Here is a 20,590-nt window from a genome sequence, read left to right as displayed (position 1 = left end):
CACCAGAAGCGAGTGCTAACGCGGCAGTGAGATAGGCCGTAGGCTCCTGCTAGTCAAGACGGAAGAGGGACGGGCGAAGAGCAAACGAGCGTGGAAGCACCGAGCCCTTTACGTGAAAGACGTCGGAGATCGGACATGGATGGGGCGGCTCACCATTTGTAACTGAAGGCTTTATTCATTTGGCACGATTGGTGCAGCGGATGATCCGCAAACGTTGCGCGCGACAAATATGAGAGGTGAGCGCCATCAGGACTCTTGCGGTTAACGGGTCCACTCGGTGTTTACGGTGTTGGCCGCCGCGCGGGCGCCAGGACTCCGGCCATCCCGATAGTCACCAATCCAATCTGCGGAGAACAGGAGGCAAGATGAGAGCGACAGTCAGCATGAACTCGAATTTGAAATGTTTGGCCAAAGCAACTGCCATCGCCTTGCTCTGGACGGTCACGGCTACGTCGGCGGACGAAGGTATGTGGATGCCGGGCCAGACTGCGGAAGTGGGCGCGGCCATGCGCGCGGATGGGCTCCAGATCGATCCCGCCCAGCTGGGCCGTCTAGACGCTGACCCGCTCAACGCGATCGTATCACTGGGCGGATGCTCCGCCTCGTTCGTCAGTCCACAAGGGCTGGTCGCAACCAATCATCATTGCGTGTTAGAATCCATCCAATACCACAGCAAGGAGGGCCAGGACTATCTCACAGACGGCTTTCTGGCGAAGAGCCCTGGGTGAAGAATTGCCCGCGGCGCCAGGCAGCCGCATCTATGTGATCGAGGACATGCGGGATGTGACCGCCGAAATACTCAAGGGCGTCTCGGACAAGCTGAACGGGTTTGCCCGCTATGAGCGGCTCGCCACGAACCGCAAGGCCCTGATCGCCGCATGTGAAGGACAGCCCAATCGCCGCTGCGACGTAGGGGCCTATTATGGCGCGCCTCCTACTATCTCCTCCAGAAGCTCGAAATTGAGGACGTGCGCCTCGTCTATGCGCCCGCGCTCGGCATCGGCAACTTCGGCGGCCAAACGGACAAAACTGGATGTGGCTGCGCCACACGGGCCACTTCGGCTTTTATCGCGCCTATGTCGCTCCTGATGGTTCCTCCCGGCCATATGCGCGCGACAATGTGCCTTACCGGCCGAAGAGTTGGCTACCCATAGCCTGTGAAGGCGTCAAGGAAGGCGACCTTGTGATGGTCGCCGGCTTTCCCGGCGCAACCCACCAGTTCCTGACCGCGGATGAAGTCCGGTTCAACTTCGCGCAATTCGAACCGCGGTTGCAGCGTTCGCTCTCGGATTATCCCGCCCAGATCAATCAGGCAACGGCAGGCAATCGCGAGGCGCAGATCCATTGACCGCCCGCTTCACAAATTGGCTCGGCCTAAAACGCATGGGAAAAGCAGAAAAGGCAACAGATCGGCACCAGAATGAATATGGCCGCGCGAACTGACAGACGCGCCAACAATCGGCATCTCGCATGGTCGGTGGCACTGGACGTGGCTCCCACCCTGCTGGCGCGACTCCCCATCAGGTCGTCGGGGTTCGCTGGCGAAAAAATACTTCCGCGTGTCTCTGCGCGATCCATCCCGCTTGCGCGTGCCTAGTCAACCAAAAAAACTGACCATCTGCAGGATCAGGATCAGCAAAAAAAAGCCAAAGGCAGACGCCAAAACAGCTGCCAGCAGGACGATGCGTTGTTTCTTCACCCACAGTTCCCCCGGGAGAGAGTCTAATGATAATTCTTAAAAAAGGCGCCATGGAACAGGGCGCCCCACGCTCATTTGTGCAAGTTTAAAGTTTAGCTTGCCTGCTTTATGTAATTAGACGTTTCTTTTATGCGCCACTTTTCCAAATGTTACTTGCACAAATCGAACGCATCGCACATTTAGACTAACTGTACATTCGATTAGCGACTTTGACGCACGCGTTTACTGGCGGTATACATCCTTCACCGTTGCCGTAAGGCATTGGCCCAGGCACGCGGCACCTCCTTCACGACAAAGGTTGAAAGCCCGTCCTCGGGCGTTTCATTTCCAAGATCACTCCGATCCACTCATACGGGCTTCCCGAGCGAGACCGTGGGTTCGGACGGTGCGAATGAATTTCTCGTTATAATCGAATTGATTATAAGGGTATATTTCTACGTTGAGTATAAAGGATGTCAAGCCCGTGCCAGCGGCAATTTTGTCCGGGCGACCGCCGTTTCGTCGAGGACATGGTGGCGGAAGCGATAAAGCTTCGCCGGCCGACCGCCGGTGTCACAAGCACTTTCGCCGGTCTCCTCCACCAGTTCCTGCTGCTCCATCAACCGGCGAAAGTTCTGCTGAAGCGCCCCTGCCGATGTAATGGTCAACGCCGTCCGCGTCAGCGCATTGCCATCGGCGAGAAGCCGACGACATTGTTGATGACGAACGTAACGATCCGCGGCTTCAGAGAGGAATGCGCGCTTCGTCCAGATGGATAGAGTGGGCTGGCAGGTTCCGGGCGGCCGCGCCGTTGAGGATGCAGCATCGAGAGCCGCGCTCGCCGAGGATGACATAGGTCGAGATTCGCGCGCCGGAAGTCTTGCTCCATGGTCTCCACGAATCCATTGGCAGGATCCCGGGTTCTTCGCGTGGTCAGGGTCGAGCAGTATCGAACCGTGGTAGTTGAGCTTTGCTCGGTGACGTGGATGCCGTGCAGCTTGCCGGCGACTACTTTCGCATTGGTCCCGTTGTCCTATTCATCTCACAAAGTCAGTCCTGATGTTGAGCAGCTTCGCTGGGCTAAATCCCGACGACGAGCGCCCCGCCGCTGAGTCCCGCACCTGCCGCCGCCAGGAGTATTTTCTCGCCCGGCCGAAACGGCTCCGCTTGATTGGCGAGCGACAGTGAGAGCGGGATCGTCGCGGCGGAAGAGTTGCCATATTCGGCGATCGTCTTGACGATCAGGTGATCGGCAACGCCGAGGTTTCGCCCGACCGCATCGAAAATGCGAGCATTGGCCTGATGCGGCACGAACCGGTCGACATCCTGTGGTCGCACTCCGGCAGCGGCTAGCGCGCTTATCGAGCAATCGGTCATCATCTCGATGGCCTTTGCGAACACTTCGCGGCCGTCGGTCATCGTCATTCGGGTTTGCGCGAGGTCGAGGTCACCGTGGAACGGCTTGTTGCTTCCTCCTGCGGGAATCTGGATCAGCCCGTATCGCGAGCCGTCCGAATCCACAGAGGCACCGAGAATCCCCCGATCAGTATCCTCGCACGGACCGATCACGAGGGCGCCGGCGGCATCGGCAAACAGCACGGCGCTGGCGCGCTCAGAGGGATTGATGCGGCGGCTGAGGATATTGGCGGCGATGACCAGTGCTGGTTTGCCGTGCAGGCGGGTAAATCCGTCCGCAAACATCAGCGCATAGATGAAGCCGGCGCAGGCGCCGGTCAGATCGACAGCGCCGGCGCGGCCGAGCCCCAGCCGATGTGCGACCAGGGGCGCGCTGGGCGGCAGGAGGTGATCGGGCGTCGAGGTGGCAAGCAGCAGCAGACCGATGTCGTGGCGCGCAATGCCGGCGCTGGCCAGCGCCATGGCCCCGGCCTGCGCAGCAAGACCAGACAGCGTGTCTTCGTTTGTTGCCCAGAAGCGCGACCGGATTCCAGTACGCCGCTCGATCCAGCCCGGTTCGAGGCCGAGATCGCTCTCGATCTCGGCATTCGCCACCTTTCGGCCAGGCGCATGATGGCCAAACCCGAGAAGGCGCGACAACCTGCTCATGGCCTCGAACCGAAGCGTTCGCCGGCCTCCTCGATCGCGTCATGGAGCCGATCGAGCTCGTCGCCGGTGACGCAATAGGGCGGCAGGAGATAAAGGACATTGCCGAGCGGGCGCACAAGCAGGCCGCGCTCGAGGAAAAAGGCCCGCAGCTTAGGTCCGATCTCGGCCAGATAGCCGGCTGAGGCTGTGCGCAGATCGAGGGCCGCGATCGTGCCGGTCACCCGGCTGTCGGTGAAGTAGCGATTGTGGCGAAAGCGTTGAAGTCCGGCGGCCTGCCTCGCGCTCAAGGCCGCAATACGCTCGGCCACCGGCTCGTCGCGCCAGATCTCGACATTGGCGAGTGCGGCCGCGCAGGCAATCGGATTGGCGGTGTAGGAGCTCGAGTGGAAAAACGTCTTCTTGCGATCAGCCGAATAGTGAGCCTGGAAGATGGCATCGGTGGCGAGCGTAGCGGCCAGCGGGACGGCACCGCCGGTCAGGCCCTTCGAGGTGCACAGGATGTCTGGAGAGATGGACGCTTGCTCGCAGGCGAACATGGTTCCGGTGCGCCCCCAGCCGGTCATCACCTCATCGGCGATCAGCAGTGTGCCGGAGGCCTCAGTGATGTTTTTCAACTCGGACAGAACCCAGGCCGGATACATCAGCATGCCGCCGGCGCCAAGCACGAGCGGTTCGACGATCAGCCCGGCGGCGCGCCGGTCGCGGCTGACGGCCTCGAATCTATCCAGCGTTTCCTGCTCGCGGCCGGCGGCCGGGAAGGGAATGGTGTCGACCTCGAACAGCAAGGGTTCGTAGGCGGCGTTGAACACGCCACGGGCACCGACGCTCATCGTGCCGATCGTGTCGCCATGATAGCTGTGCTCCATGACGACGATGCGCGAGCGCGGCGCGCCGATGTTGCGGAAATAGCCAAGCGCCATCTTCAGCGCGACTTCGACGGAGGTCGAGCCGCTGTCTGAATAGAATACCCAGTCGAGTCCGGAGGGAGCGAGGCCGACAAGCGCCTCGGCCAGACGTTCAGCCGGTTCGTGCGTGAAGCCCGCGAAGATGATCTGATCGAGGCTCGACGCGGTTGTCTCGATAGCCTTCATGATGCCGGGATGGCGGTGGCCATGGGTGACGACCCACCAGGAGGAGATGGCGTCCAGGATGCGCGTGCCGTCGGCCTTGTGGAGATAGGCTCCTTCCGTTAGGACGATTTCAGGGATCGCCGGCTCGAGCGCATGCTGTGTGAAGGGGTGCCACACACGGGATTGCGGCATCATCCGCCTCCGGCAATCAAAGCGAGGTCGAAGCCGCCAACCATCGCATCTCTCAGCGTTTCACCCGTCAGCGGGACGAGGTGCGGCAGCCTGCCGAGTTGCGGCACACCGCCGAACTCCACGATTGTCCGTTGCGTATCAGCCACCTCTTCGCCGATGAAGGCGACGCCGATGAGCGGGATGGAGCGGGCTCGCAGGGCCTCGATCGACAGCAGGGTGTGGTTGATCGTGCCGAGTGCGGTGCGGGCGCACAGGATGACCGGTAGCTGCCATTGTTCGAACATGTCGATAAACCTTGTCCGCCGGTTGAGCGGCACCATCAGCCCACCTGCGCCTTCGATGACGAGCGGACCCGGCACGGCTGGAACCGACAGGTCAGCCGCCTCGATCATGACGCCGTCGATTTCAGCCGAACGATGCGGCGAAAGCGGGCTCTTCAAGCGATAGGCTTCCGGCAGGACGCGCCCGGCGGGCAAGCCGGAAAGCCGCGCGACGACCTCGCTGTCGGTCTCGCCGTCGAGACCCGATTGCACCGGCTTCCAGTAGAAACCGTCAAGCAGGCCGGCAAGCCCGGCCGAAAACACCGTCTTGCCAATTCCGGTGTCTGTTCCGGTGATGACGATGCGCTTGGTCATGTCGCCTCCGGTCATGTCTGAGCCAACACCTCGACGAGCGCCTCGACCATGGCGGAAATGTCGGCTTCGCCGATATTGAGCGTCAGTGAGATGCGCAGCCGCGACGTGCCCTCGGGCACGGTCGGCGGACGAATGCCGCGTATGTCGAAGCCGCGGCCCTGCAGGCGCGCCGCCACTGCCATGGTGCGGCTGACGTCGCCGATGACAACTGGCTGGATCTGCGAGCCGCTGGGCTTTACGCCGCAGCGATCGGCCAACTGGCGGCTCGCGAAAGCGACCCGCTCATGCAGCTGAACACGCCGCATAGGCTCGTCGGCGAGCATTGCGAGCGCTTCCCGCGCCGCGACCGCCATCAGCGGCGATGGCGCGGTGGCGTAGATGAATGGCCGGCAACGGTTGATCAGATACTCGCACAGTGTCCTCGGCCCGGTCACGAGCCCACCAGATGCGCCGAGCGCCTTGCTGCAGGTGTGGAGCGCGACGATGTTGTCGCGGCCCTCGAAAGCGGCGGCCAGCCCCCGGCCGTCCGGTCCCCAGACGCCGGTGGCGTGCGCCTCGTCAATGACGATGAATGCGTCGTGCCGATCGGCAAGCGCGACCAGGCTCTCCATCGGCGCGCGGTCGCCATCCATGCTGTATAGGCTTTCGACCACGATCCACACGCGCCCCGCGCCGCCTTCGGCGCGCCAACGCGTGATCGCGTCCTCGACAGCATCGACGTCGTTGTGCGCGGCCAGCTTGAACTCGGCACGTCCGGCCTGTGCCCCCTCATGCATGCTGGCATGGGCGAGCTCATCGAGGACCAAAAGATCGCCCTTCTGCGGCAGCGCAGTCAGCAGAGCGAAGTTGGCGATGTAGCCGCTGCCGAAGAACAGCGCGCGGTCGGCTCCAAAGAATGCCGCCGCGTCTGCCTCGAGCTGCTCGTGTTCCGGTGCATTGCCGCGCAACAGCCGCGACCCGGTGGCGCCAACCGGCGTGCCCCGCGCAATCGCCGCCGCAACCGCTTCGCCAAGTCTTTTGGAGGCGGCAAGCCCGAGATAGTCGTTCGACGAGAAGTCGCGCCCGGCGCGCGGCTTCAGCGTCCGCAGCCGGTCCTTGCGCGCCAGTCCCTGCAAGGTCGCCTCATAGCGGGCAAGCGGTGCCCCGTTCATTGCGCCTCGAGTTCCATCGGCTCGATGCCAAGGCGCCAGAACAGCAGGGTATCCTTGTCCTCACCGGGATTGTCCGCCGTCAGCAGCGTGTCGCCGACGAAGATCGAGTTGGCGCCGGCAAAAAAGCACAGCGCCTGCATCTCGTCGGTCATGGCCGTACGGCCGGCGGAAAGACGGATATGCGATTTCGGCATCATGATGCGCGCCAGCGCGATCACGCGCACGAATTCGATCGGCTCGATGGGCTTGGCGTCGGCAAGCGGGGTGCCGGGGATCGGGATCAGCATGTTGATCGGAACGCTTTGCGGATGTTCCGGCAGATTGGCCAGCGTCACCAGCATGCCGATCCGGTCCACCGGCTCCTCGCCCATGCCGACAATGCCGCCGCAGCAGACCTTGATGCCGGATTGGCGAACGTGCTCGAGCGTCTCGAGCCGCTCGGCAAAGCTGCGCGTGCTGATGATCTCGCTATAGTAGCGTTCCGACGTATCGATGTTGTGGTTGTAAAAGTCGAGACCAGCCTGCTTCAGTCGAGCGGCCTGCTCAAGATCGAGCATGCCGAGCGTCATGCAGGTCTCCATGCCCAGCGCCTTGACGCCTTCGACCATCGCCACGACCGCATCCATGTCGCGCGCCTTGGGGTTTCGCCAGGCCGCGCCCATGCAATAGCGGGTGGCGCCGGCGTCACGCGCTTTCTTCGCCTCGGCGACGACGCGCCGGACCTCCATCAGCTTCGACGCCTTCAGGCCGGTCTCGTGATGCGCCGACTGGCTGCAATAGCCGCAATCCTCCGGGCATCCGCCCGTCTTGATGCTGAGCAGCCGGCTGAGCTGGACCTTGTTGGGATCGAAATTCTGGCGGTGCACGGTTTGCGCGAGGAAGAGGAGATTGTTGAAGGGGGCATCGTGAAGTGCCTGAGCCTTCTCCAGGGTCCACGCTCCAGGGTCAGGGGATTGAGCCTGTGGCGATGTCTGCGTTGGACTGGCTGTTTGCATGTCCATGCTGTTCCTCCGGTTCTGCCTTGCTTTGCTGTCTGATTGACGACGATCGGAAAGGACAGTTGATTCGATCCTGTTCGTTCCTCAGACAATCATGAGCCCCAATAGTCGAGGCCGATATCCAGGATCGGCGCGCTGTGGGTCAGTCGGCCGACCGAAATCAGATCAACGCCGGTCGCGGCAATCGCTCGCGCTGTATCGGATGCGATCCCGCCAGAAGCCTCGGTGATAGCACGGCCGCCAACGATTGCGACGGCGCGGCGAAGATCGGCGAGGGACATGTTGTCGAGCAGAACCGCATCGGGAGCGAAGCCAAGTACCTCCTCCAACTGGGCCAGCGTATCGACCTCGACTTCGATCTTGACGAGATGACCGGCCCGTCTTCGTGCTCGCTCGAGCGCCGGGCGAACGCCGCCTGCGATGGCGATGTGGTTGTCCTTGATCAGAATTGCGTCGTCGAGGCCGAAGCGGTGATTGGATCCGCCACCTGCGCGCACGGCGTATTTTTCGACTGCCCGCAATCCGGGCGTCGTCTTGCGCGTGCAGACGATCTTCGCGCCATATCCACGAACCGCAGCGACGATCGATGCCGTTGCTGTAGCGATGCCGCTCAGATGGCACAAAAAATTGAGTGCCGTCCGTTCGGCTGTGAGAATGGCCCGGGCAGGGCCAACCACTGATGCAATGACCTCTCCATCCATGACATTGCAGCCGTCTGCCCGCTCCACCGAAATTTCGACATCAGGATCAATCAAGCGGAAAGCGAGCATCGCCAGATCGAGGCCGGCGACAACTCCGGACTGGCGCGCCGCCAGCACGGTTCCCGCTTGGTGTGCCTTCGGCACGATGGCCTCCGTGGTCAAGTCGCCGGCTCTGCCAAGGTCTTCAAGAAGAGCTGCCCTTACAAGCGGCTCAAGCATGACCGTGGGAAGCGGTGAGAGCGTCATCACTTTGCCCCTTCGAGGCTTGGCGAGTGTCCGAGTTCCCGCGCAGCGGCCAAGGCGGCTTCGAGGGTGATTTCGGACCGTCGGGCGACAGTCGCATGATGAGGAAAATCTGTCCGGTAATGAGCGCCGCGGCTTTCTTGGCGCAACAAGGCGGCAACCGCGATCATTAGCCCGACAGCCGCCGCATCCGAGGCCGCGTCCTTGCTTTCGGCGAGCGGCAATAAGGCACGTGCGGCTGCTTTCAAACCTTCACCATCCCGGACGATGCCGAGTGCGCGCGACAGGAAAACACGCACGGGTGCCGGCGCGGGCGATGGGTAAACGTCCGCAAACGCAGGCTTTGTTCTGCGAGCAGGCGTTCCGGCGACACTTTCAGCGACCCAGCGCGCGCACACGACGGCCTCGGTCAAGGAATTGCTGGCGAGCCTGTTGGCGCCATGCAGTCCTGTCGAAGCGACTTCGCCGCAGGCCCACAGCCCCTTGACGGAGGTCCTACCGGAGCCGTCCACGGCAACGCCACCCATGTGGTAGTGTTGGGCCGGACGAATGGGGATGAGATCGCGCGCGGGATTGATGCCGGCTCCACGACAGGCTGATGCGATTGTCGGGAAGTGTCGAGCAAATTCCGGGCCAGGCCGTTGCCGCGCGTCTAGAAAAACACGGTGGCCGTTGGCAAGATGGTTCCAGACGGCGCGCGCCAAGACATCACGAGGCGCAAGTTCCGCCCCTGGCACGCTCTGGAGAAAAGCCTGGCCGGTTTCGTCGATCAGGGCAGCACCTTCGCCGCGGACGGCCTCGCTGACCAGCACCATAGGGCGTTCCGGGCCGTCAAGCGCGGTCGGGTGGAACTGGATGAACTCGAGGTCGGCAAGGACAGCTCCAGCGCGGGCCGCAAGCGCCAGGCCCTGTCCGCAACTGCCCCAAGGATTGGTGGTGTCGAGAAACAGTCCCCCGATCCCACCGGTGGCGAGGACGACCCGCCGTGAGCCGAAGAAGACAGGTCCTATCGAACCGCTCGCCCAGACGCCTCGGATCGCATTCTCTCGCACCGCCAGCCGGCGCGCTTCCACGCCCTCCACGACAACAATCGACGGAGTGGAACGCACAGCCGCGATCAGGGCACGCATGATCTCACGCCCGGTGCCGTCACCATGCGCATGAACGATGCGACGTCGGCTGTGTGCGGCCTCCAATCCGAGGCACAGTGATCCTTTCGGCGTACGGTCGAAGGGAACCCCAAAGCCCGCAAGCCCCTCTATCGCCTTGGGCGCGGCTTGGAGGATGCGGCTCGCCACGTCTGTGTCGCAGAGACCATCCCCGGCGGCAAGCGTATCGGCCAGATGCAGTGCCGGATCGTCGTCTTCGCCGAAACTTGCAGCCAGACCACCCTGTGCCCACGTGCTCGAATTGTCAGCTCCCAGCAGCGTCCTGGACAGAAGCAGCACCGGCTCCGGCGCCAGTTGAAGCGCGGTCATCAGTCCGGCAATGCCGCCGCCGATGATGATGGGCCGCCCGAAGAAGCTGCGGACATCGGCGCTCAAATTGCCAGCATCCGTTCGACCGCAAGCCGCGCGCGCCCGGCGATCCCGGGTTCGATGGTTACGATATGGTGGTTCTGCTCGAGCGCCATGCGGATGTTGGCAAGCGTGATACGCTTCATGTGCGGGCACAAATTGCAGGGCCGGATGAACTCGACCTCTGGGTGCGCTAACGCGACGTTGTCGCTCATCGAACATTCCGTCATCAGCACGACACGTGCCGGCCTTTGCCTTTCGACATAGTCGGACATGGCAGCGGTCGAGCCGGAAAAATCTGCTTCAGCCACGACGTCGGGCGGGCATTCGGGATGCGCGAGCACGATCACGCCGGGATGGCTTTCGCGCAACTCGCGGATGTCGGCCGGTGTAAAGCGCTCATGCACCTCGCAATGCCCTTTCCAGGCGATGATCTGCACATCGGTCTGGGCGGCGATATTCTGGGCCAGATATTCGTCCGGCAACATGATCACCTGGGGAACGCCAAGGGATTGGACGACCGCCTTGGCGTTGCCGGATGTACAGCAGATATCCGACTCGGCTTTCACTTCGGCCGACGTGTTGACATAAGTGATGATCGGCACGCCGGGATAACGCTGGCGCATCAAGCGCACGTCTTCTGCCGTGATCGATTCCGCCAACGAACAGCCTGCCCGCAGGTCGGGAATGAGCACCGTCTTTTGCGGATTGAGCAGCTTGGCCGTTTCGGCCATGAAATGTACGCCGGCCAGCACGATGACTTGCGCCTCGATCGTCGCAGCCGTGCGGGCCAGTGCCAAGCTGTCGCCGACGATGTCGGCCACGCAATGGAAGATCTCGGGGGTCTGATAGTTGTGCGCCAGGATGATGGCGTTGCGCTCGCGCTTCAGTGCAAGGATCGCCTCGATATCCTCGACGAAAGCCGGCCATTCGATCGGCGGGATCACTCGTCGGACGCGCTCGTAGAGAAACGCGGTCGCAGGCAGCATGGCGCTCATCGACCCCTCCAGCTTATACTCTAGTTGAAAATAACCAGCATATACTTGCTGTGAGTATAAGCGATGTCAACCCCGCGCCAGCGGCAATTTTGTCCCGGCGATGACCCTCTCGTCGAGAACGGCGTGGCGGAACCGGTAAAGCTTCGCTGGCCGGCCGCCGGTCTCCGCGGTTGCCTCTCCGGTCTCTTCGACCAGCTCCTGCTGCTCGATCAGCCGGCGAAAGTTCGGCTTACGCACGAGCCTGCCGGCAAGCGCCTCCACGGTTCGCTGCAGCTGCAAAAGCGTGAAGACCGGCGGCATCAGCTCAAAGACGACCGGCCGGTATTTGATCTTGGAGCGCAGCCGCGCAATGCCGGTCGCCACGATGCGGCGATGATCGGCGACCATAGACTTGCTGGGCACCAGCGGAGGCAGCGTCGCGTCCCGTCCGCTTCCGGCCTCTTGGACCAGGCCTGCTTCGTAGACTAACTCATAGCGTTGAAGCGTGAGTTCCTCGTTCCAAAGGCGGTCGTCGAAGCCGAAGGCTATCGTCGCCCGCTGCCAGCGTTCACGTCGCGTGGCCGCGTCGCTGACGCCGTCTGCCCATTCAATCAGACGCGGTCGCAGAACGTCCAGCACGACCGGAGGCGTGCCGGAGCGGTGGTCCTCCCATGGAAAATATTCATACCAGCTCTGCCAGCCGCACTTGGGCGAGCCAGCTGCCTGTTCCTTGCGGGTCAATGCGAGATAGCTGATGGAGATGACGCGCTGCTGGCGCTCGGCGCCGATGCGATCCCGATCCGCGAAGGTGTAGAGTTGCTCAATATACCCCAGCGGATGGCCGGTCTGCTGCTCGACCCACCCCCTCAAACCGGATTGCAGCGATCGGTGCTCAAGCGCAAATGGTCCGGAGGGCAGGGTGTCCGCCTGGCCGATGGTGAGGACACAGGGTTCACTGTCGTTTACGGCGACGACAAAGGCGATCAGGTCCACTTTGACTTCGTCGGCCTTGACGGCGGCTCTGTCTTTCCTGGGTCCTTTTGCCTGATCGTCCATGTTCGCGAAAGTGGTTGGCCAGCTCGGGAGCGCCTGAATCGATTTAAGTGTAAGCGCGCCTGTCCGCACGTCAACACCGCACAGCTGCACGGCCATTTTTAGCTCTTCGCACTTGCACAAAAATGTGGCAAACGCGACACCCGCGGTTGGTAACGTTGGGGAAGGAGGGTCCATTGAGTGCGTTTGGTGACACCAAGGCGATCACACCGCCGGATATTCGTTCGCGCAAAGGTGGGACGCCGCTCGTCTGTCTTACCGCCTACACGACCCCAGTCGCCCGGCTTGTCGATCCCCATTGCGATGTGGTGCTGGTCGGCGACAGCGTCGGCATGGTTCTCCACGGCCTGCCCTCGACGCTCGGTGTGACGCTGGAGATGATGATCATTCACGGCCAGGCCGTGCGCCGTGGCCTCGAGCAGGCGCTGATGGTCGTCGACCTGCCGTTCGGTTCCTTCGAGGAAAGCCCCGAGCAGGCTTTCCGCAATGCCGCGCGCGTCATGGCCGAGACCGGCTGCGCGGCCATCAAGCTCGAAGGCGGCGAAACGATGGCAGAGACGATCGGCTTCCTCGCCGCGCGCGGCGTGCCGGTCATGGCCCATGTCGGCTTGACGCCGCAGGCGATCAACACCATCGGTGGCTACCGCGTGCAGGGCAGAGGCGGGGATGCCGAGCGCATCAGGCGCGACGCGCTTGCGGTGAGCGAAGCGGGCGCCTTTGCGGTCGTGCTGGAGAAGGTTCCCGAGGCGCTCGCCCGCCGGATCACCGGGGAGGTGGCGACCCCGACCATTGGCATCGGTGCCTCGGCAGCCTGTGACGGCCAGATTCTCGTCGTCGACGACATGCTGGGCCTCTTCGGCGACTTCCGGCCCAAATTCGTCAAGCGCTATGCTGAAATGGGGGAGGCCGCTGCGGCTGCGATCGCGGCCTATGCGCGGGAAGTGAAGGAGCGCCAGTTTCCGGCCGCCGAGCACGTGTTTGCCGATGCGCGCAAGCCCGCCGACGCGGACGCCACCAAGAGCGGAGAAGCAGCGTGAGCGTGCCGATTGTCAGGAGCGTTGCCCAGCTTCGCGAAATTGTCGCCGCATGGCGCCGCGAGAGCGTGAGGATTGCCGTGGTGCCAACGATGGGCGTCCTGCATGAGGGCCATCTCAGCCTGGTGCGCGCGGCACTCGAGAAGGCCGACCGGGTGATCGTGACGCTCTTCGTCAACCCGAAGCAATTCAACAGCCAGGCCGATCTCGCCGCGTATCCGAGCACCGAGGACGAGGATGCCGCCAAGCTGGCACCGCTTGGCGCGCACCTGCTTTATGCGCCGGATGCAGAGGAAATGTATCCGGCGGCCTTCGCCACGACCGTTTCGGTGTCCGGTGTCAGCGAGGGCCTGTGCGGTGCCTTCCGGCCGGGACATTTTGATGGCGTGGCGACCGTCGTCGCCAAGCTCTTCCTGCAGACCAGCGCTGACTTCGGCTTCTTTGGCGAAAAGGACTTTCAGCAGCTTCAGCTAGTCAGGCGTATGGCCCGGGACCTGGATATTCCAATCACCATTGTTCCTTGTCCGACAGTCCGCGAAGCCGACGGTCTTGCACTATCATCGCGCAATGTCCGGCTCTCGCCAGCAGAGCGTGCTGTTGCCCCCGAGCTACCATCGGTCTTGCTCGAGACGGCTGAGCGGCTTGCCCGCGGCTCGCCCGTCCTGCCAACGCTTGCCGAAGCGCGCGCAGCAATTCTGGCTGCAGGCTATCGCGAGGTCGAATACCTGGAACTTCGCGACGAGGCAGATCTGCGACCCATGACAAGCCTTGACCGACCTGCACGCTTGCTTGTCGCGGCCTGGCTCGGCGGCACACGGCTCATAGACAACGTCAGAATATCACGGGTTTCAACAGATTAACGGGGTTCTCGGCACGCGCTGTATCCGTCCGGGATCGTTTAAAACAAGGTCTCTGCCTGGCATCGAGCGATCACGGAGGTTACGCAAAGCGCAAATGCATCGCGTGTTTGAGAACTTCGTTGAGCAACTGTCTGCAAGTGTTGATGCTGCCGATCTCCGTGAGGCAATGGCATCCGCTGCAGCCGGCTTCGATTTTCCGCTATTCGCCTATTTCACTTACCCGTCGGCCCCCGGCGACGCCCCGCAATTGATCTCAAACTATCCTTCATCCTGGACATCACGTTATCTGCAACAGCGGTACCACAGTCTTGATCCGGTCATCCTGCGCGGGCTGCAAGGCTGGGATACCTTTGATTGGGGTGTGGATCGCGCTCGGCACTGTCTGCCGAATTCGCAGCAACAAATTCTGGAGAGTGCGGCTGAGTTTGGCATCCGCGGCGGCCTGACGATGTCCATGCATGATCATTGCGGCCGGTTTGCTGCCCTGACCTTTGCTTCCGACGAGTCCCGCCCGCCTCTGTTGCGGTCACTGACACGTTACGAAAAAGCATTGCAGCTGGTGGCCATCAACTTTCATATCCATGTCCGGCGCAGGCTCGCCGACGATCGCGTGGTGGATGGTGTAACGCTCACCCCGCGGGAGTTCGAGTGCCTGAAATGGGCGGCGCGCGGCAAGTCGGCTTGGGTTATCAGCCAGCTTCTCGGCGTCTCAAAGCGCACCGTGACCTTTCATCTGGAAAACGCCAAGGCAAAGCTTGGCGTTCGAACGATCAACCAGGCCGTTGCACGACTGGCTGCCTCCGGCCAGGCGATATCCTGATTCGTCGGCCACGATAGCTGTAAACCTCTACAGGCTGCATCGCTGCCGGCTTTGCCCTTCGATGGCGGGAACACATCCCGCACGGAGGCGACCATGATGCAGCTGATAACACCAGACCTTTACGACGAGTTCGCAAGCGAGCTCAAAGACATGCACGGGCTGAGGTTTCGGGTGTTCAAGGAAAGGCTCGATTGGGAAGTTGATACCGAAGACCAGATGGAAACAGACCCGTTTGATGGTCTGAAGCCTGTCTATCTGCTCCTCAAGGGATCCGACTGGCGAATTCGCGGTTGCGTGCGTCTTTTGCCCAGCACCGGACCCACAATGTTGCGCGACACGTTCCCGGTGCTGCTGGGTGCTGACGTCGTGCCCTCGACCTCCGACATATGGGAGAGCAGTCGTTTCGCGCTCGATCTCCCTCCGTCGGCGCCCAAGGCAGCGGGCGGACTGGCCCAGGCAACCTACGAGCTCTTCGCGGGCATGATCGAGTTCGGCTTGGCCAAGGATCTGACCCGGATAGTAACGGTGACGGACACGCGCATGGAACGGATCCTTCGCCTCGCGACGTGGCCATTGTCGCGCATCGGACAACCCAAGTCCGTCGGCAAAACGGAGGCGGTGGCCGGGTTTCTCGAGATTTCCCGCGCGAGCCTTTTGCGCATCCGCAGCAGGGGACGTCTGAGCGGACCGGTACTGTGGCAACCGGTTCTAGGCCCGTCGGCATTGTGGACACCTGAGCCGTGAAGGATGCTGGTCTGCCCAAGGAAGCGACGGTCGGTCTTGTATGCTGGCCGGACTGGCGTCGTCACGAAGCTTACCACTACGCCAGACGATTGCCACGCACTGCCTGGGCCTGGGAGTTTCTTCGGCGCAATCCACAATTCCAGCGCGACCACGCCAAAATGGCACCGTCCGCCTGCATTGTCGGAGCCCAGGCCGACCTGAACATAATCGAGTTGACGACAGGATCATCTTTCCTAAGACACTGGAGCCTCCTTTTTCGCGGACGCGCCACAGTGGGACGCTACGTCGGCAAGGGTCTTTTGGGATCCGCGCGACTGCGCCCGTATTCTACGAGCGGCCGCGGAGCTGGTTGGGCTCGACCACGATTTTGAACCGCTTGATCTTTCGTCGCTCTCATGCTGCAAGGACATCCTGCTGACACCTGCCGGCGTGCAGCACGTGCTGCTGAGGGAGGACTGCCGGAGTCTGCAGATCGCCCTTTCCGGTGCATCCGTTCTCCGCCCGTTGCGGCTATATGTCGACGCGATCGTGCAGCCGCAGCACCTGAAGTTCCATGTCGCTGCCCTTCAGTTCCTGAACGACATCAATGGTTGCGGCCGCCTGGCAGCTGCTTGCTTTCCGCCGGAGCCCCGCGGAGCGCGTCTGCGTCTCGTGCTCCAGGCTTTGGATGGCTCGCTTGCGGGAGCATCTCATCAGGAGATCGCCATTGCCCTGTTCGGGAGACGCCGTGTCGAAGAAGATTGGTCTCATCCAGGTAGCCATCTTCGCGATCAGGTGCGTCGCGCCATCCAACGTGGCCGCTACCTGATGGGCGGCGGCTATAGACAATTCCTGATGTAATTCGGGTGACAGCTTGGTGATTGTCTTATTCGAAAACGCGCAGGCATCAATCTCCATTTCTCACTGCTATTGTGCCTTGTACAAGACGTGACACGCGCCTAGTTCTTCCGCTGCGGGAATCGGTTTTGAGTAATACGGACGAAGCACTGAGAACCAACGTTTTCGTGATAGTGCATTCATGCCCCGAGAATCCTGATGACGTTACGAACCCCGACAAAGCCGGCGCTGACTGAAACGGTCGCTGAACGTGCTCTGTGGCCTGCGCCGCCTGACTCTCGGTTTCGGCCATGCCGACCAACAGCCTATTGATAGGCCATCGCGGGCTAAACTCTACCGGCGAGAGCCGCGTCAACAGCGGCAGGCAATCAGAAACTAGATCGGCGGCGACGATGATTATGATCAACGTGACGAACACGTGAATCATGCCGACGGCGCCGACGCTGCCGATGATGATGATGCCGATCATGCGTCACAGTGCTTGTGATCATGCCGATCACCGCGTGATCACGAGCGGCGGCGCTTCGTGTCAGGTGCGTAGCCGGGATGGTCGCGCATGGCCGATTGGTCCTTCGTGCCGCGGGGTGTGGGCTTGCGCTCGGTCATGAGGGCGTCAGGCGCAACGAGAAGTTTTTAGATCAGGGGCTCATCCATGGGGTGGATGATAGTTATCCCTACAATCAATTGTACCAATATTACCGGATACTACTACAAGATCCCCAATGAAAGCGGCCGGATGGGTATCCGTCTCGCGTGGGCTGAAGCTGCCGGCAAGAATGGAAGACGAACATGTGCGGGATTGTTGGCATCGTTGGGCAACAGCCGGTGTCGGATCGGTTGGTCGACGCATTGAAGCGTTTGGAATATCGCGGCTATGATTCCGCCGGCGTTGCGACGATCACCGAAGGTGCCTTGCACCGCCGGCGCGCCGAGGGCAAGCTCGTCAATCTCGAGAGGAGACTGAAGGAAGAGCCGCTGAGCGGCAACATCGGCATCGGCCACACGCGTTGGGCAACCCATGGGGCCTCGACGGAACGCAATGCGCACCCGCACTTTACCGACGGTGTCGCCGTCGTCCATAACGGGATCATCGAGAATTTCACCGAGCTGAAGGACGAATTGGCGGCGGCTGGCGCCGAGTTCCAGACCGATACCGACACCGAGGTCGTCGCGCATCTCTTGGCAAGACACCGCCGGGAGGGCATGAGGCGGCAAGAGGCGATGCGTGCCATGCTGAAACGCGTCAGGGGCGCCTATGCGCTTGCCGTCCTCTTCGAAGATGATCCGTCGACCATCATGGCGGCGCGCAACGGACCACCGCTGGCGATCGGTCACGGCGACGGCGAGATGTTCCTGGGCTCCGACGCGATCGCGCTCGCTCCCTTCACCAATGAAATTACCTATCTCATCGAGGGCGACTGGGCCGTTGTCGGCAATTCGGGCGCCCATATCTTCGATTTCGACGGCCATCCCGTCGAGCGTCCGCGCCATACCTCCACGGCCGCGGCCGATCTGGCCAACAAGGGCACTCATCGCCACTTCATGGAGAAGGAAATCTACGAGCAGCCCGAAGTCATCGCCCATGCTCTCCGTCACTATAGCAACATCATAGAGAATCGCGCCGACACGGTTTCTGGCATCGATTTCGCCAGGATCCCGAGCTTGGCGATCTCGGCCTGCGGGACCGCCTATCTCGCCGGACTGATCGGAAAATACTGGTTCGAGCGCTATGCGCGCCTGACAGTTGAAATCGACGTTGCGTCCGAATTCCGTTACCGCGAGATCCCGTTGTCGCCGCAGTCGGCGGCTCTTTTCATTTCGCAGTCCGGCGAAACCGCTGATACGCTCGCATCGTTGAGGTACTGCAAGGAGCGTGGGCTGAAAATTGGCGCTATCGTCAATGCCTGCGAATCGACCATCGCTCGGGAGGCCGATGCGGTCTTCCCGATCCTTGCCGGACCGGAGATCGGCGTCGCCTCCACCAAGGCGTTTACCTGCCAGCTTGCCGTTCTAGCCGCACTCGCCATCGGCGCCGCCAGAGCCCGCGGGACCGTAACCGAAGACGAGCTGCAGGCGCTCGTCAGGAGCCTCGCCGAAGTGCCGCGCGTCATGGGCCAGGTACTCAACTGCATCCAGCCGGAGATCGAGTTCCTGTCGCGCGAACTGTCAAAGTGTCGTGACGTCCTGTATCTCGGCCGTGGCACCAGTTTCCCGCTAGCGATGGAAGGTGCGCTGAAGCTCAAGGAGATTTCCTACATCCATGCCGAGGGCTATGCGGCGGGTGAATTGAAGCACGGTCCGATCGCGTTGATAGACGACAACATGCCAGTGATCGTCATCGCGCCCCATGATCGCTTTTTCGACAAGACCGTCTCCAACATGCAGGAAGTGGCTGCCCGTGGAGGGCGGATTATCCTCATCACCGATGAAAAAGGGGCAGCCGCATCGAAACTCGACACCATGCACACGCTCGTGCTGCCGGCTGTCGACGAGATTATCGCGCCGATGATCTTCTCGCTGCCGATACAGCTTCTTGCCTACCACACGGCGCTCTTCATGGGCACAGATGTAGACCAGCCGCGCAATCTCGCAAAATCGGTGACGGTCGAATGATTGTGAACCTTTATAGGTGGCGATGCTTGTCCATCTTCGCTGCATCGGCGGTGGAAATTGGTCGAAGGTATCAGCGTCCGCGAGGCTGGGTGGACGGTGCCGCGAATAGCCACTGGAGGCGTCAGTGAGAGTTCGAGTTGCTGTTCAAGAAAGCCATCGGGGAGAATGAGTCGTGTAGGATCGCAGGTCGAATGCGCTACAGCCGATCAGGCCATCTCATGGCGGGCAGGTTCTTAGAACTTGATCAGAAGCAGGTGAGCCGCCATATTCCGACCCGGCTGCCAATTTCAAGTGGCCCATTCCATGGATGAGGCCGGTCCGGCCGAATGGACGTCCATTTTTTTGATTTGCTGGGTGTGCGCCAGGGTCGGGGAGGAAATCTCCCGATTTGTCAGGCGCTCCCATCTTCTTGGAGATGTTTATGAAGGATTCGCGCATTCCCGAGCCAGTCTTGACGGCTATGTCGCAGGGGACCCACATCATCCGCGCTTATCGTGAGCACCTTGGGTATTCAATCGAGGACCTCGCGGTCGCGTGCGGGCTTGCCGCTCAGGAAATCCAAAACATCGAGCGGGGTCTAAAGTACAATAAGGGCTATCGGAATCGGATAGCGAGATCGCTGTCCATACCTGTGGGAATTCTTGAGGCAGAGTCGGACATATCGGACGCCGCCTGATCAGTCGGATAATCTGCAATGGGTGGAAGACCGCTCTTGTGATGTGACGTTTGCGGCTGATAGTCGTCGCTTGATTCCGTTGGACGCGAATGCCTTCTGGCGCAGTACCGCCAAGAGAATTCTCGTCCACTGTCCGAGTCAGGAACTGCACACGGGCTCGCCGAACAGGAAGTTGGAACGCTTCGTCATGCTGTCTTAGGCGATATAGCCGCCCGGAGTGCTGCGACACGTGCACGATAGCATTGGCTCGCGAGGATGGATTGCTAACGGCGAACCCATGCTGGTCGGCAAGGCGATACTGGCTGGAGCATCAACTCGGCCGACGAGAGTGGCCCCCCATCCTAGGCAGGATCGGCCGACATGGCCGGCATCGCGAGCCGCTCTGAAAAGAGCACAGCGGGCATCCAGACGCTGCCGGGTTGACTATGGGTGTCGGAACCGCAAAAAGGGGCCGCTCTTCATGAGTGGCGTGCGCCGGCAGTCTAACCCCAAGCCCCCCGCCAGGCTGCCGGCGCGCTTCTAGCCGCCTTGATGCACGGCGATAAGCTTTTGACGGCCTGAAGCGACATTGTGGTCGCCGTTGCGGTGCTTTTCCACGCGCCTCGTCAGGCGCCGGGATTGCTTCGTCGTGATGGCAGGCGAGGGTTTGCAGGTTGCGGTCGACGGGTTCGTTTCGGGGCGTCTGCCCCCATCGTTATGTCGCGAGTTGGGGGATGCGATCGAGGAC

Annotated in this window: 20 protein-coding genes and 3 pseudogenes; 11 read left to right on the top strand and 12 right to left on the bottom strand. The window is 61.7% G+C overall.

All coding sequences use genetic code 11. From position 1 onward, the window contains the following. Positions 1-365: 365 nt before the first annotated feature. The 3 genes and pseudogenes from NKH41_RS31830 to NKH41_RS31820 all read left to right on the top strand — a co-directional run bounded on the left by NKH41_RS31830 (position 366) and on the right by NKH41_RS31820 (position 1,348). Positions 366-728 carry a S46 family peptidase gene (locus tag NKH41_RS31830; protein WP_352935591.1) on the top strand — a complete coding sequence of 121 codons (363 nt, stop codon included), beginning with the start codon at positions 366-368 and terminating at the stop codon, positions 726-728. A gap of 46 nt (positions 729-774) precedes the next feature. Then, a pseudogene (locus tag NKH41_RS34300) lies at positions 775-867 on the top strand (hypothetical protein); the annotation flags it as partial. A gap of 166 nt (positions 868-1,033) precedes the next feature. Further along, positions 1,034-1,348, top strand: a complete 315-nt coding sequence (locus NKH41_RS31820; protein ID WP_023722085.1) for a S46 family peptidase — start codon at positions 1,034-1,036, stop codon at positions 1,346-1,348. A gap of 806 nt (positions 1,349-2,154) precedes the next feature. On the opposite strand, the pseudogene NKH41_RS34295 reads toward NKH41_RS31820, so the two are convergent. From NKH41_RS34295 to NKH41_RS31770, 11 genes and pseudogenes are all read right to left on the bottom strand, one after another. Beyond that, a pseudogene (locus NKH41_RS34295) lies at positions 2,155-2,319 on the bottom strand (NrtR DNA-binding winged helix domain-containing protein); the annotation flags it as partial. 71 nt (positions 2,320-2,390) lie between these two features. Continuing rightward, positions 2,391-2,675, bottom strand: a pseudogene (locus NKH41_RS31815) (aspartate 1-decarboxylase); the annotation flags it as partial. A gap of 83 nt (positions 2,676-2,758) precedes the next feature. Continuing rightward, a complete protein-coding gene (bioZ, locus tag NKH41_RS31810) occupies positions 2,759-3,742 on the bottom strand; it encodes a 3-oxopimeloyl-[acyl-carrier-protein] synthase BioZ (protein WP_352935588.1) in 984 nt (327 codons plus the stop codon). Beyond that, positions 3,739-5,004, bottom strand: coding sequence for an adenosylmethionine--8-amino-7-oxononanoate transaminase (locus NKH41_RS31805; protein WP_352935585.1), 1,266 nt, complete (start codon positions 5,002-5,004; stop codon positions 3,739-3,741). Before NKH41_RS31805 ends, bioZ begins: the two co-directional genes overlap by 4 nt. Continuing rightward, complete coding sequence (gene bioD / locus NKH41_RS31800) at positions 5,004-5,639, bottom strand: dethiobiotin synthase (protein WP_352935582.1); 636 nt, start codon at positions 5,637-5,639, stop codon at positions 5,004-5,006. Before bioD ends, NKH41_RS31805 begins: the two co-directional genes overlap by 1 nt. A gap of 11 nt (positions 5,640-5,650) precedes the next feature. Beyond that, complete coding sequence (locus tag NKH41_RS31795; RefSeq protein ID WP_352935579.1) at positions 5,651-6,790, bottom strand: 8-amino-7-oxononanoate synthase; 1,140 nt, start codon at positions 6,788-6,790, stop codon at positions 5,651-5,653. Further along, entirely contained in the window at positions 6,787-7,785 is a 999-nt protein-coding gene (bioB, locus tag NKH41_RS31790) for a biotin synthase BioB (protein ID WP_352935594.1), read from the bottom strand. The genes NKH41_RS31795 and bioB overlap by 4 nt, the downstream gene beginning before the upstream one ends. Positions 7,786-7,880: 95 nt before the next feature. Further along, positions 7,881-8,735 carry a carboxylating nicotinate-nucleotide diphosphorylase gene (gene nadC / locus NKH41_RS31785; RefSeq protein ID WP_352458523.1) on the bottom strand — a complete coding sequence of 285 codons (855 nt, stop codon included), beginning with the start codon at positions 8,733-8,735 and terminating at the stop codon, positions 7,881-7,883. After that, positions 8,735-10,276: an L-aspartate oxidase gene (locus NKH41_RS31780; protein ID WP_352935576.1), complete on the bottom strand. Its 1,542-nt coding sequence runs from the start codon at positions 10,274-10,276 to the stop codon at positions 8,735-8,737. The genes nadC and NKH41_RS31780 overlap by 1 nt, the downstream gene beginning before the upstream one ends. After that, positions 10,273-11,247: a quinolinate synthase NadA gene (gene nadA, locus NKH41_RS31775; RefSeq protein ID WP_352508058.1), complete on the bottom strand. Its 975-nt coding sequence runs from the start codon at positions 11,245-11,247 to the stop codon at positions 10,273-10,275. Before nadA ends, NKH41_RS31780 begins: the two co-directional genes overlap by 4 nt. Before the next feature lie 66 nt (positions 11,248-11,313). After that, positions 11,314-12,282, bottom strand: a complete 969-nt coding sequence (locus NKH41_RS31770) for an NUDIX hydrolase (protein WP_023722073.1) — start codon at positions 12,280-12,282, stop codon at positions 11,314-11,316. 173 nt (positions 12,283-12,455) lie between these two features. On the opposite strand from NKH41_RS31770, the gene panB reads away from it, so the two are divergent. The 6 genes from panB to NKH41_RS31740 all read left to right on the top strand — a co-directional run bounded on the left by panB (position 12,456) and on the right by NKH41_RS31740 (position 16,577). Beyond that, complete coding sequence (gene panB, locus NKH41_RS31765; RefSeq protein ID WP_352935573.1) at positions 12,456-13,316, top strand: 3-methyl-2-oxobutanoate hydroxymethyltransferase; 861 nt, start codon at positions 12,456-12,458, stop codon at positions 13,314-13,316. Then, the gene (panC, locus tag NKH41_RS31760) at positions 13,313-14,173 is read left to right on the top strand and encodes a pantoate--beta-alanine ligase (protein ID WP_352935570.1); all 861 of its coding nucleotides are present in this window, start codon (positions 13,313-13,315) and stop codon (positions 14,171-14,173) included. The genes panB and panC overlap by 4 nt, the downstream gene beginning before the upstream one ends. 94 nt (positions 14,174-14,267) lie before the next feature. After that, on the top strand, positions 14,268-14,993 hold the full coding sequence (locus NKH41_RS31755) for a LuxR family transcriptional regulator (RefSeq protein ID WP_352935567.1): 726 nt from the start codon (positions 14,268-14,270) through the stop codon (positions 14,991-14,993). A gap of 93 nt (positions 14,994-15,086) precedes the next feature. Then, positions 15,087-15,737: an acyl-homoserine-lactone synthase gene (locus NKH41_RS31750; RefSeq protein ID WP_352935564.1), complete on the top strand. Its 651-nt coding sequence runs from the start codon at positions 15,087-15,089 to the stop codon at positions 15,735-15,737. Beyond that, positions 15,734-16,108, top strand: coding sequence for a transcriptional regulator domain-containing protein (locus tag NKH41_RS31745; RefSeq protein ID WP_352474703.1), 375 nt, complete (start codon positions 15,734-15,736; stop codon positions 16,106-16,108). Before NKH41_RS31750 ends, NKH41_RS31745 begins: the two co-directional genes overlap by 4 nt. 58 nt (positions 16,109-16,166) lie before the next feature. Continuing rightward, positions 16,167-16,577: a DUF2285 domain-containing protein gene (locus tag NKH41_RS31740; protein WP_084641649.1), complete on the top strand. Its 411-nt coding sequence runs from the start codon at positions 16,167-16,169 to the stop codon at positions 16,575-16,577. Positions 16,578-16,623: 46 nt separating this feature from the next. Here the strand turns inward: NKH41_RS31740 and NKH41_RS31735 are convergent, their stop codons facing one another. Beyond that, complete coding sequence (locus NKH41_RS31735; RefSeq protein WP_352474704.1) at positions 16,624-17,043, bottom strand: hypothetical protein; 420 nt, start codon at positions 17,041-17,043, stop codon at positions 16,624-16,626. A 320-nt stretch (positions 17,044-17,363) separates the two neighbouring features. Here NKH41_RS31735 and glmS point away from each other — a divergent pair, with 320 nt between their 5' ends. After that, positions 17,364-19,187 (top strand): glutamine--fructose-6-phosphate transaminase (isomerizing), encoded by a 1,824-nt coding sequence (glmS, locus tag NKH41_RS31730; protein ID WP_352503068.1) that lies wholly within the window; start codon positions 17,364-17,366, stop codon positions 19,185-19,187. 415 nt (positions 19,188-19,602) lie between these two features. Next, positions 19,603-19,863 carry a helix-turn-helix domain-containing protein gene (locus tag NKH41_RS31725; RefSeq protein ID WP_352496595.1) on the top strand — a complete coding sequence of 87 codons (261 nt, stop codon included), beginning with the start codon at positions 19,603-19,605 and terminating at the stop codon, positions 19,861-19,863. The last annotated feature ends 727 nt before the right edge of the window (positions 19,864-20,590 follow it).

The organism is Mesorhizobium sp. M1169 (assembly GCF_040318345.1).
GTDB lineage: Bacteria > Pseudomonadota > Alphaproteobacteria > Rhizobiales > Rhizobiaceae > Mesorhizobium.
This window is presented reverse-complemented; position numbering and strand designations above follow the sequence as displayed.